The 11,685-nt window shown below is 73.2% G+C and carries 11 protein-coding genes; all 11 read left to right on the top strand.

The window, feature by feature from the left end; genetic code table 11:
- Nucleotides 1-23: 23 nt before the first annotated feature.
- From ACFTZC_RS31315 to ACFTZC_RS31265, 11 genes are read left to right on the top strand one after another with little or no spacing between them, the layout of a single operon-like run.
- Nucleotides 24-479, top strand: coding sequence for a phage tail protein (locus tag ACFTZC_RS31315; RefSeq protein WP_365810865.1), 456 nt, complete (start codon nt 24-26; stop codon nt 477-479).
- Between the two features lies 1 nt (nt 480).
- Nucleotides 481-1,974, top strand: coding sequence for a phage tail sheath subtilisin-like domain-containing protein (locus ACFTZC_RS31310; RefSeq protein ID WP_382895412.1), 1,494 nt, complete (start codon nt 481-483; stop codon nt 1,972-1,974).
- Entirely contained in the window at nt 1,971-2,501 is a 531-nt protein-coding gene (locus ACFTZC_RS31305) for a phage tail protein (protein ID WP_382895410.1), read from the top strand. The genes ACFTZC_RS31310 and ACFTZC_RS31305 overlap by 4 nt, the downstream gene beginning before the upstream one ends.
- Nucleotides 2,502-2,506: 5 nt before the next feature.
- A complete protein-coding gene (locus ACFTZC_RS31300; protein ID WP_382895408.1) occupies nt 2,507-2,692 on the top strand; it encodes a putative phage tail protein in 186 nt (61 codons plus the stop codon).
- Complete coding sequence (locus tag ACFTZC_RS31295; protein WP_365810858.1) at nt 2,689-3,360, top strand: LysM peptidoglycan-binding domain-containing protein; 672 nt, start codon at nt 2,689-2,691, stop codon at nt 3,358-3,360. Before ACFTZC_RS31300 ends, ACFTZC_RS31295 begins: the two co-directional genes overlap by 4 nt.
- A gap of 10 nt (nt 3,361-3,370) precedes the next feature.
- The gene (locus ACFTZC_RS31290) at nt 3,371-4,552 is read left to right on the top strand and encodes a phage late control D family protein (RefSeq protein WP_382895406.1); all 1,182 of its coding nucleotides are present in this window, start codon (nt 3,371-3,373) and stop codon (nt 4,550-4,552) included.
- The gene (locus tag ACFTZC_RS31285; protein ID WP_382895404.1) at nt 4,549-5,250 is read left to right on the top strand and encodes a phage baseplate assembly protein V; all 702 of its coding nucleotides are present in this window, start codon (nt 4,549-4,551) and stop codon (nt 5,248-5,250) included. Before ACFTZC_RS31290 ends, ACFTZC_RS31285 begins: the two co-directional genes overlap by 4 nt.
- A complete protein-coding gene (locus ACFTZC_RS31280) occupies nt 5,247-5,660 on the top strand; it encodes a GPW/gp25 family protein (RefSeq protein WP_382895403.1) in 414 nt (137 codons plus the stop codon). Before ACFTZC_RS31285 ends, ACFTZC_RS31280 begins: the two co-directional genes overlap by 4 nt.
- Complete coding sequence (locus tag ACFTZC_RS31275; protein WP_382895401.1) at nt 5,657-7,621, top strand: putative baseplate assembly protein; 1,965 nt, start codon at nt 5,657-5,659, stop codon at nt 7,619-7,621. Before ACFTZC_RS31280 ends, ACFTZC_RS31275 begins: the two co-directional genes overlap by 4 nt.
- Nucleotides 7,618-9,648, top strand: coding sequence for a putative baseplate assembly protein (locus ACFTZC_RS31270; protein ID WP_382895399.1), 2,031 nt, complete (start codon nt 7,618-7,620; stop codon nt 9,646-9,648). The genes ACFTZC_RS31275 and ACFTZC_RS31270 overlap by 4 nt, the downstream gene beginning before the upstream one ends.
- A complete protein-coding gene (locus tag ACFTZC_RS31265; RefSeq protein WP_382895397.1) occupies nt 9,645-11,675 on the top strand; it encodes a phage tail protein in 2,031 nt (676 codons plus the stop codon). Before ACFTZC_RS31270 ends, ACFTZC_RS31265 begins: the two co-directional genes overlap by 4 nt.
- The last annotated feature ends 10 nt before the right edge of the window (nt 11,676-11,685 follow it).

The raw sequence follows: 11,685 nt of genomic DNA, 5'->3' as shown, positions 1-11,685 counted from the left end.
CACCCGACTGAGAAGGGGGCACTATGCCACCCGTGACCAGGGACGATCCGTACGCGTCCTACAACTTCCTGATCATCGTGACCAATGTCAGTGACGACGGCGTCGCGGTGAGCGGCTCCTTCACCGAGGTCAGCGGGCTGGAGCTGGAGATCCCACCGATCGAGTACCGCAACGGGAGCGAGGACATCACCGTCCGGAAGATCCCGGGGCTGAAGAAGTTCACCAACCTCACCCTCAAGCGCGGCATCACCGGCCATGTCGGCTTCTGGAACTGGGTGGTCGAGGCGCTCAACGGCAAGGTGCGGCGTGCCTCCGGTTCGATCGTGATGCTGGACGAGAACCGCCAGGAGGCCATGCGCTGGAACTTCGACCGCGGCTGGCCGACCAAGTACACCGGCCCGACGCTCAGCTCGACCAAGAACGAGATCGCCATGGAGACTCTCGTGCTGGCGGTCGAGAAGCTGGAGATCGACGCCTGACATGGCCGGTGAAGCGCTCCCCGGCGTATCCCTGACGTTCGCTCCCCGCGGCCCGGACGAGGAGCCGCTCCGCACCGACGTGGCGGCGTTCCTCGGCCGGTTCCGCCGGGGCCCGGTCGCCACGCCGGTACGGGTGGAGAACTGGAACGACGTCGTGGCCGCCTTCGGCCCGCCCTCCGGTGACTCCGCCGCACCGTACGCCCTGCGCGGTTTCTTCGAGAACGGCGGCCGTACGGCCTGGGTGCTGCGGGTGTCCGGGCCGGCCGCCACCGCGCAAACCCGGTGGACGGTCGGGGACGTCGGCGGCTTCTCCGCGGCGCGCTACCAGGTGTCCGCCACCAGCCCGGGAGCCTGGGCCAACGGCGCGCGCGTCGCCATCCGCCACCGTACGTCCACGGTCGCCGGGCCGCCGACCGTGGACGTACGGATCACGGTGCCCGGCGAGCCGCCCGAGACGTTCTCCGGTCTGCCGGCCGCCGAAGTGGCCGGCGGGCTGGCCGGGTCCCGCTACGTCCGGCTGGTCGCCGACCGGCCCGCACCACCGCCGGGAGCGACCGGCCCGATCTCGACGTCCTGGGACCTGACGCTCCTCGGCGGCACCGACGAGGCGCCGGGGCAGCGCGAGTACTCCGACGCCGTGGCGGTACAGGCCGACCTCCCGGAACCGGCCCTGCTGGCACTGCCGGACCTCGGCGCCGACCTCTCGGGGACCACACACACCGACATGGTGATGGAGGTGCTGCGGACCGTCGGACCACTGCTCGACCGCCTCGTTCTCCTGGACGTACCACCCCGGCTGTCCTCGGTGGACGACACGGCGGAGTGGGTGGGGTCCCTGGCCGCCACGGGCGACAACCGTCTGCTGAGCACCGCGGCCGTCTACCATCCGCCGCTGCGGACGCCCGACGGGCCCGCGCTGCGGACCGTCCCGTCGTCCGGGCACGTCCTGGGCGTCATCGCCCGGCTGGACGGCGAACGCGGCGCGCACCACACCCCGGCCAACGCCACGGTCCTGGAGGCGGTCGACCTCGCGGCCGAATTCCCCGAGCCGCAGCAGGTCCGGCTGTTCGACGCGGGCATCGACCTGATCCGGTGCACCCGCGGCCGCGGACTGACGGTATGGGGCGGACGCACCCTGTCCGCCGATCCCCGTACCCGCCACATCGCGCACCGCAGACTCGTTCACCTGCTGGTGCGCGCCATCCGGCGGGCGGCGAGCCCCCTCGTGTTCGACGTCAACTCGCCCGAACTGCGACTGACCCTGGTACGGGCCGTGACCTCCGTGCTGCTGTCGGCCTTCCGGGCCGGCGCGCTCGCCGGCGCGCGGCCCGAGCAGGCGTTCCGGGTGGTGTGCGACGACAGCAACAACCCACCGGAACAGGACCCGGGACAGCTGGTCTGCGAGATCGAGGTCGCCCCGGCCGTCCCCATGGAATTCATCCTGCTGCGTCTCGTACTCGGCCAGGACCGCGCCCTGGAGGTGATCGAGGCATGACCCTGGATCCACTGCCCAAGTACCGCTTCCTCGTCACCCTCGACCCCGGAGACGCGTATCTGCCGGCCGCGCAGGCACTGCTGCTGCCGCTGGTCGCCTCCGGCGCGTTCCAGGAAGTCGCCGGGCTCGGCGCACAGCTGGAGGTGACGAGCTACCCGGAGGGCGGCCGTAACGACTCCGTCCACCAACTGCCGCTGCGCCACTCGTGGAACCGGATCACCCTCAAACGCGGAGTCGTACGGGATCCCGGGCTGTGGGCCTGGTACCAGGCCGGACTGGCCGACTCGCTCGGCGCGCGCCGCGACGGCGCGGTGATCGTCCTCGGCCCGGACGGGGTGCCCGGCGCGGCCTGGGCGTTCCACGGCGGCCTCGCCGCCAAATGGAGCGGCCCCGACCTGCACGCCGAGCAGAACGCGATCGCCGTCGAGTCGCTGGAGATCGCACACGAGGGGCTCACGAAAGTTCTGCAGGACACCGGGGCGGACGCGCTGTCCGCCGCGGAGCGGCTGAACCAGGGAGGAAGGTGACCCGCGTGCCGAAGGTGATCATTCACAACCTCGAAGTCCGCATGCAGGTGGACGGCGACGACGGCGCGGTCTTCACCCGCCTGTTCAACAAGCACATCCAGGCCTGGGCGAAGCTGTACGAGGACGAGTGCGCCCGGACGCAGCGCACCGCGGCCGAACGCGGCTTCGGCGACGGGGAGGGCCGGCCGTGAGCGTGACACCCGTGTCCTTCGCCCGCCAGGCCGGAGCCCAGGCCCGGCTGGAGATCGTCCGGCCGGTGATCGCCGACGAGCGGAAGCGGCGTATCCCGCTGCGCTTCAACCCGACCGACTACAAACTGAGCAAGTCCAACACCTTCGCCGAGATCACCATCCCCGGCCTGGAGACACCGCCGCTCCAGTACGTCCGCGGCGGCACGGAGACGCTCACCGTCCAGGCGCTGGTCGACACCTCCGACACACTGGAGAACGTCCGGACCGCCTACGTCGACGCCCTGCGCAACCTGCTGCGCCCCGACAGCCGCGAACACGCGCCGCCGATCGTCCGGTTCGTCTGGGACGAGGAGGTCTTCACCGGCGTCGTGGAGAAACTGGACGTCAACTACCAGCTGTTCCGCCCGGACGGTGTGCCCCTGCGAGCCATGCTCGACCTGTCGCTCAAGGAGTACCGCACGGCCGCCGCACAGGTCGCCGAGACCCCGCGTTCGTCGCCCACGGTGGAGAAGAGCTATGTGGTGCGCCGCGGCGACACGCTCAGTTCCATCTCCGCCGCGCTCTACCGGCGGCCCGACGCCTGGCGGGAACTGGCGCGCGCCAACGGGATCACCGATCCCCGGGACCTGCGGCCGGGCCGGGTACTGACCGTGCCCCGGCTGCCGTGAGGAGCGCCTGATGAGCACCCCCACCCCGGAAGTGGCCTCCCCCGACCGGTACGCGCCCGAGTTCGAGGTCCGTATCGAGGGTCTGGAGATGGATCCGAGCACGAAGAACGACATCATCGACGTCAAGGTGAACCGGGACATCGACGAGATGTCGGGCTTCGACCTCACGCTGAACAACTGGGACGACGTCAACCTGAAGTTCAAGCACAGCGACTCGCCGCGGCTCAAGCTCGGCGGCCGGGTCTCGGTGCGGCTCGGCTACGCCGACAAGCTGCTCACCGTCGCCACCGGGACCATCAGCACGCTCAGCCCGAAGTTCCCCGACAGCGCGTCGCCCACCGTCCAGGTCAGCGGGGTGGACGGGCTGCTGCGGCTCAAGGACCGCAAGCCCACCGAGAACGAGACCAAGATCTACCGCAATCTGCCCGACTGGCGGATCGCGGAGCAGATCGCCCAGCGCAACCACCTGCGGATCGAAGTCACCAGGGAAGGGCCGACCCATGACCAGGTGGTGCAGAAGAACCAGGACGACGCGACCTTCCTCATGGAACGCGCCAAGCGGCTCGACTTCGACTGCTACATCCTGCCCGACCCGCAGTCCGGCGAGGACACGCTGTACTTCATCAAACCCACCGACGGCCGCGACGGTCGCCCGATCCGGGTGTACCGGCTGGCCTACGCGCCGGGACTGTCCACCGGACCCTCCGCCCAGCCGGCAGGACTGATCCCCAACCTGCTGGATTTCACGCCCACGCTGACGGTGTCCCAGCAGGTCGGCAAGGTCACCGTGCGCGGCTGGGACCCCCGCACCAAACAGCCGATCGCGTTCACCGCGACCGCCGAGAACCTGCCGGCCGGGCAGAACACGGCCGACGGGCAGAGCGGTCCCGAGGCCGCCGAGTCCACGCTGGGGGGCCGCCAGGACGTCCTGGTCGACGCGCCGGTCACCAGCGATCAGGAGGCCCGTGAGCTGGCGATCAGTCTGCTGCGCGAGCGGGCCTACGAGTTCATCACGGCGACCGGCCGGGTGGCGGGGCTCCCCGAACTGAGACCCGGCGACAACCTGGAGATCTACGGCCTCGGGCAGCGGTTCTCCGGCACGTACTTCGTCAAGCGGGTCGAGCACACCCTCAACACCAGTGGATTCTTCACCCAGTTCACCGGCCGACGGATCCACCAGGGGGACCAGTGACCACCAGGACCACGCCACGCTCCCGCTCCACCGACAAGCGGTACTACGGCGTCGTGGAAGCGCTCGTCGTGGAGAACGACGGCGACGACGAGGCGCGGGTCAAGCTCCGGTTCCCGTGGTTCGACCAGACCACGGTCACCGACTGGTGCCGGGTCGGCCAGCTGTACGCGGGCAACGGCTACGGCTCAGTCTTCGTCCCGGAGAAGGGCGACGAGGTGCTGGTCGCCTTCGTCCACGGGGACATGCGGTTCCCGATCGTCCTGGGCGGTCTGTACAACGGCCAGGACAAGCCGCCGGCCGCCCGCACCGAGGGCCGCGACCAGAAGATCATCCGGACCAGGCACGGTCACGAGGTGCTGCTCGACGACACGGAGTCCCAGGCCGCCGTACGGATCAGGTCCGCCGCGGGACATGTGGTGGAACTGGACGACGAGGGCAAGGCGATCCGGATCACGGCGGCCGAGGGCGGCAGTGTGACGGTGTCCGCGGAGGGCGAGATCACCCTCAAGGCTCCGAAGGTCACGGTCGATTCCTCCGCCATCGAGCTGGGCGCCGGAGCCACTCAGCAACTCGTGCTCGGCAACATGCTGGTCGAGCTGTTCAACAGCCACACCCACGCCTGCCCCGCCGGGACGAGCGCCCGGCCGGTCCCGCAGCTCGACGGGAACGTACTGGCCAAGAAGGCGAGGACGGCATGAGCGAGGACTTCCTCGGAACCGGCTGGCGGTTCCCGATCCTGCCCGACGAGACCGGGCGGCTCGGGTACGCCGTCGGCGAGGAGAGCATCGAGCACTGTCTGCGGGCGCTCCTGCTCACCGGCACCGGTGAGCGCGTCATGCGGCCCGGATTCGGAACCCGCGCCCAGGAGTTGGTGTTCGCACCCGGCAGCGTGCAGAACCTGCGCGACCTGGAGAACTCGGTCGCCGAGGCCGTCCGTACCCACGAACCCAGGGTGGAGCTGGAGGAGGTCCGCGCGGAGGCCGACCCGGCCGACGAGTCGCGGGTCACCGTCTCGGTCGTCTACCGCATCCGCCGCAGCAACACCAAGGCCAACCTGGTCTTCCCCTTCTACGTCGGCCTCACCGGTCCCACCGGGGGGACGGCATGACCGTGCCCGTGCCCCGGCTGGACGACCTCACCTGGGACGACATGATGGCGGCCATCCGCCGCCGGATCCCCGCCGAGTCGGACGGCACCTGGACGCTGCACGCGCCCGCCGACCCCGGCGTCACCCTCCTCGAACTCTTCGCCTACCTCCTCGAACAGCGGCTGTACTGGCTCGACCAGGCGCCGGACGCGCTCGTGGTCGCCGTACTGCGGCTGCTCGGCCTCGAAACCCCGCGCCCCGCCCGCCCCGCGGCCACGGTCCTGCGGCTGGCCGCCCGGACGGATCCGGCCGCCGTCCCGGTCGTCCCCGCGGGAACGGCCCTCTCCCGCGACCTCATGCGCAACGTCGTCTTCGCTCTCGACGACGACATCGCCGTCTTCCCGCTCGCCGAGGGCGGTGAGGCCACCGTATGGACCGACCGCGACCGTACGGCGGACCTGCGGGCCCGCAGGGACGTCACCCTCCTGGCGAGCGACGGCGGGCCGGCCCAGGCCCGTTTCACCCTGCCGCTCACCGGGGAGCTGCCCGCGTCCGGCCCGCTCAGTCTGTTCTTCGAACTGGCCGCGCCCGCGGCGTGCGTGCCGTCGTGGCTGCCCGGGGCGACCGACGGGGTGGCGCCGCCCGCGGAACTGACCTGGTCGTGGTTCCGGCCGGACGCCGACGTGTCGGGCGCGTTCGAGAAGGTCGAGGACGGCACGGCCGGCCTCCGGCGGTCCGGCGTGGTCCGGCTGTACCCGCCGTCCGGCTGGTCCACCCGCGACACCGGGCTGCTGGTGTCGACCCCCGCGGCGACCTACGCCGCCCCGCCCCGCCTCCGGCAACTCGCCCTCAACGTGTCCACCGCGCACCACCGCCTGTGGCGCACCGCGCGCGGCACCGACCTGGCGGAGCAGATCACCGCCTGGCTCAAGCTGCCCGGCCAGCACCTCATCCTGCCGGAAGCCGCCGGCCTCCTGCTGGAGGCCAGGGTGCGCCTGGCGGGCGACGAGTGGCTGCCGGTGCCGGACTTCACCTTCGGGGCGTCGGCCGACCGGACCTTCCTGATCGACCGGGAGGAGGGCGCGGTGGTGTTCGGCGACGGACTCACCGGGCGCATCCCCCGGCCCGTCCCGGACGTGACCGACGACTCCGTGACGGTCGACTACGCACTCGGTGGCGGCCGGTCCGGCAACGGCGGGCTCACCGCGAACTGGCAGCCGGCCTGGGACTCCCCGGCGGAGCTGGGCGCGATCTCGGCGGCCAACCTCGTACCGGCCGAGGGCGGCCGGGACCCGGAGACCGTCACCGCGGCGCGACAGCGCGCGGCGGCGTCCCTGGGGGAGGTGACCCGCGCGGTCACCGCCGACGACTTCGTCACCCTCGCCCGTACGACACCCGGCGTCGCCGTCGCCCGCGCGTACGCGTCCCTCGGGGAGCACCCCGGCTTCCCCTGCTCCACGGTGCCCGGCGCGGTGACCGTCCACCTCGTTCCCTCGGTGCCACGGGACGACTTCGCCCGCGAGGACTTCGTCGTCGCGCCCCGGCCCGACCCGGGCACGCTGTCGGCGGTCTCCGCCCGGCTGGCGTGCGGGCGGCTGCTCACCTCCGAGGTCTTCGTCCGCGCGCCCGCCTACCGCGAGGTGACGCTCCGCGTCGACCTGTCGGGCGGACCGGCCGACCGCGCCCGCGTGTCCACCGTGGTCACCACCGCCCTGCGCCGTTACCTCGACCCGCTCGTCGGCGGCGCGGAACAGGACGGCTGGCCGTTCGGGGAGGCGCTGCGCCCTTCGGCCCTGCTGCGGGCCGCGCAGCTCGCGCTGGGGGACCTCGCGGACGTCGCCGCCGTGGCGATCGGCCTCGACGGGGCCGACGCCGCCGAGGAGTGCGACGAGGTGGAGCTGCGCGCCGGTGAACTGCCCGTTCTGCGGGCGGTCCGGATCAGGACGGTGCCCGCCGTCGAACCGGGGGAGGGGCTGCTGTGACCGGCGAGGTGTGGTGGGAGCGGGAGGCGCGGGGCGAGGGCCGGCTCGTCCCGGGTCCCGGACCGTCCGGCGTCGAGCCGGAGCTGACCGAGGCGACCCGCGAGGCGGTACGCGCCGATGTGAGCGGCCGGATCGCGGGTTACACCCCTGACTGGACCGACCCCGACCGCCAGGACGCGGGCGTCGCCCTCGTACGTCTCTTCGGCACCCAGCTCGAACCCGTGCTCGGCCGCGTCAACCGGCTGCCGGAGAAGGTGCTGGCCGAGCATCTGGCGACGGCGGGCGTACGACGGCGCCCGGCCGGTGCGGCGGCCACGCTCCTCGAATTCACCGTGAACCCTCCGGACGGCGCCTCCGTGCTCGTCCCGGCCGGTTTCCAGAGCGCGGCGTCGAGCCCGGCGGGGCAGGTGATCTACGAGACCGACGAGGACCTGTACGCCACACCGGCCACGCTCGCCGCCCTGGCCGTACAGGAGGCCGGAACGCTGGAGACCCTGCCGCTGGGACCCGCGGGACCGAGCCGCCCCTTCGCGCCGTTCGGCCGGGACCCCGCGCCGGGCAGCGGACTGTGGATCGGACTCGCCGGGCCGGCCGCCGCCTACCCCCGGCTGTCCCTGGGCTTCGTGGTCGTCGCGATTCCCCCGGCTCCGGCGGGCTCCGGCGAGCTGGCGTCCGTACCGCTGCTGCGCTGGGACGTGCTGGACGGCAGCCGGCTCGTACGCGCCGAAGTGATGCGTGACTCCACGGCCGGGCTCCGCGCCGGCGGGACCGTCGAGCTGCGGGTCCCGCGCTCGTGGGCGCCCGGCAGCCCGCCCGGCTTCCGGCCGGGCCCCCCGCTGCGCTGGCTGCGGCTCCAGATCGCGCACGGGACCTTCACCGGACCGGCGCCCGTGCTGTCCGGAGTGCGGCTGAACACGGTCGCGGCCACGGCCGCCCGCACGGTCAGGGACGAACCGCTCCAGCCGGTCCAGGACCCGGCGCCGACCGGCGGCAGCCGCATGAGGCTCAGTCAGCTGCCCATCCTCGCCGGCACCGTGGTCATCGAGGTCGACGACGACACGGGCGGCGACGTGTTCGGCACCTCGGCCGGTTCGTCGTCCCCCTGGCGGGAGGTGGCGAGCCTCGCCGCGTACGGCGCCGACGACCGGGTGTTCACCGTGGACCACGCGACGGGCGAGGTGACCTTCGGGGACGGCGTCAACGGCACCGCCGTGCCGCCCGGCTTCCGTAACGTCCGCGCCGTCCGGTACCGCGTCGGCGGCGGCAGCGCCGGTGCCGTACGCGCCGGCGCCGTCAACGGGGTGGTGACCGCGCTGCCGTACGTCACCGGCGTCAACAACCCCTTTCCGGCCTCCGGAGGAACGGACGCGGAGCCCGACGCCGACACGATCCGCCGCGGCGTCGGCGAACTCCGCGCCCGCGGCCGGGCCGTGGCGCCCGCCGACTACGGCCTGCTGGCCCTCCGGGCGCCCGGCGCGTCCGTGGCCCGCGCCCAGGGAGTGCCCGGGCTGCACCCCGATTTCGCCGGGGTGTCCATCCCCGGCGTCGTGGGAGTCCTGGTCGTACCGGCCGCGGCGCCGGGCGACGACACCGGCGAACCGCCGGTGCCCACCGCCGCGACCCTGCGCGCCGTCGCCGACTTCCTGACCCGCGAGGCCGCCCCCGCCGGGGTGACGGTGGTCGCCGCCCCCGCGCGGTACCGACGGGTCGCCCTGGAGTCATGGGTCACCCTCGACCCGGACCTCGACCGCGCCACCGTCCTGGCCGCCGCGGGCGACGCGGTACGCACCTACCTGGATCCGCTGACCGGCGGGGAGAACGGCGCCGGCTGGCCGTTCGGCGGCGCGCTGCGGCACTCGGCCCTGGTCCGGCGGCTGCTGGCGGTCGACGGGGTGCTGGCCGTGTCCCAGCTCTCGCTCACCGTCGACGGGGTGCGGCTGCCGCCCTGCACCGACCACACGATCGGCCCCCACACCCTCGTCTGGCCGGAACGCCCGCTGCTGATCCCCGTAGGAGACCGGCCATGACGTGCGCACCGCACAACGCGACCTTCCGCCTGCTGGACGCCCACGTCGGCTGGGACGAACTCACCGACGGGGACGGACACACGGGCCGGGACGAACTCACCGGCGGGGACGGACTCACCGGCGGGGACGACGAGCCGGGGACGGAGGGCATCGTCGGGTTCGAGGACCCGGCCGGCATCCGGCTGGCCTTCCGGGGCTCCGCGCCGGAAGGCCCCACCAGGGACCGGCTGCTGCCGTGGTTCCCCGACCCCCGCCTCGCGCCGGGGTGCGGGCCGTGCGCCTGGTACCTGCTGGTCCCCGGATCACCGGCCGGCGCGCCGCGGCTGCTGCGCCGTGACGGCTGTACCGGCGACTGGGTCCCCGTATGGCCGGCCGGCTGCGACCCTGGTCTGCTGCGCGCGCCCGTCGCGGTCGCGGCACGCGGACACCGGCTCGCCGTCGTCGAGCCGGGCCGGGTGCTGGTGTGGCGCCGCGACGGCGAACAGCTCTCCGGTGTGATCAGGGTCCGCCGGCCGAGCCTGGCCGCCCCGGCCCCCGACGACGAGGTCCTGGTGGCCTGCCGGGGCACCACCGACCTGCGCCGGTACGACTCGGCGGGCGGCTTCCGCGGCGTGCTCCGCACCGGGGCGCCCGGCGAGATCATCGGACTGCGCACCGGACCGGACCGCACGATCTGGCTGCTCACCGACGACGGTGAACAGCTGCTGATCCACCGGGGCGGCCGCCACGGCTCCTTCCGTACCGCCACCCTCGACGAGCTGTCCGCGGCCCTGTCCCCGAGCGCGCTCACCTCGGTCGACGAGGACGGGTTCTGCCTGCGGGACACGGGGCCGGACGCCGAGGTGACCACCTGCTACTCGTGGCAGGGCCTGGCACGTACGACCACACCGCCGGTGACCACCCCCTATGTGACCGACGGGTCCTATGTCACCACCTTGATCGACAGCGGCCTCTCGCGCTGCCGCTGGCACCGCGTACGGGTGGAGGCCGATGTGCCCGCCGGCACGGCCGTCGCCGTCCGGATCGTGGTCACCGAGGACCGGCGGTACGACGAGACCGACTGGCAGACAGCGCCCCCCGGCGCCACGGACTTCCTCGTCGACCAGCCGCCCGGCCGCTTCCTGCGGCTGCGGCTGCGGCTGTCGGGCGACGGCGCCACGACCCCGGTCGTCCACCGGATCCGGCTGGACTTCCCCCGGGCCACCAGCGCCGACCTGCTGCCCCCGGCCTTCCGCCAGGATCCCGCGGCCGACGACTTCACCGAGCGTTTCCTCTCCCTGTTCGATTCTTCGCTCGCCGATCTCGACCGGGTCATCGAGCGGTATCCGGCGCTGCTCGACCCGGCCGGCGTCCCGGACCGGGTGCTGCCGTGGCTGGCCGGTCTGCTGGGCCTGTCGTTCGAGGCCGGCTGGGACGCGCGGACCCGGCGCGAACTGCTGGCCGCGGCCCCGGAGCTGTACCGGCGCCGCGGTACGCCGTGGGCGCTGCGCAAGGCCGTACGCATCGTGTTCGGGGTGGAACCGGTGATCGACGAACTGGCGGGGGACCGCCGCTGGGCTCACCTGCGCGACACCGTCGGCGGCGCGGGTCCCGGACTCGGCTCCGTACGGCTGTTCGGCCGGTCGGCGAGCCGGTTCCGGGTCGGCGGCTCGGAACTGGGCGCGGCGCCGCTGCGCGCGTTCGGCGATCCGGACAACGACCCGCTCACCGCGCACGCGCACCGCTTCCGGGTGCTCCTGCCCGCCGGTGCGGCGGACGAGAGCGCGCTGGGGCGGCTGGTGGAGCGGCAGGCGCCCGCGCACACGGTGGGGTCGGTACGGACCGGCGGCGCGGGCTTCGTGGTCGGCTCGCGCTCCACGGTGGGCGTGGACACCGCGTTCGTCCCGCTGCCGCCGCCCGTGCTGGGCGGCGAACACCCGTTGCGGCTGAACCGCGACGGGGTGCTCAGGCCAGGACCAAGAGGATGGCGCCGGGGGGTCGGAGTGGGAGTCGTCTCCGCCGTCGGCGTGCATACGCGAGTGTGGTGAAGGGACAGTG

This window comes from Streptomyces sp. NPDC056987, from assembly GCF_042673865.1.
Classification (GTDB): Bacteria; Actinomycetota; Actinomycetes; order Streptomycetales; family Streptomycetaceae; genus Streptomyces.
This window is presented reverse-complemented; position numbering and strand designations above follow the sequence as displayed.

Coding starts and splice junctions, on each gene's coding strand:
- ACFTZC_RS31315 (WP_365810865.1), top strand. CDS start 24: ATGCCACCCGTGACCAGGGACGATCCGTACGCGTCCTACAACTTCCTG.
- ACFTZC_RS31310 (WP_382895412.1), top strand. CDS start 481: ATGGCCGGTGAAGCGCTCCCCGGCGTATCCCTGACGTTCGCTCCCCGC.
- ACFTZC_RS31305 (WP_382895410.1), top strand. CDS start 1,971: ATGACCCTGGATCCACTGCCCAAGTACCGCTTCCTCGTCACCCTCGAC.
- ACFTZC_RS31290 (WP_382895406.1), top strand. CDS start 3,371: ATGAGCACCCCCACCCCGGAAGTGGCCTCCCCCGACCGGTACGCGCCC.
- ACFTZC_RS31280 (WP_382895403.1), top strand. CDS start 5,247: ATGAGCGAGGACTTCCTCGGAACCGGCTGGCGGTTCCCGATCCTGCCC.
- ACFTZC_RS31275 (WP_382895401.1), top strand. CDS start 5,657: ATGACCGTGCCCGTGCCCCGGCTGGACGACCTCACCTGGGACGACATG.
- ACFTZC_RS31265 (WP_382895397.1), top strand. CDS start 9,645: ATGACGTGCGCACCGCACAACGCGACCTTCCGCCTGCTGGACGCCCAC.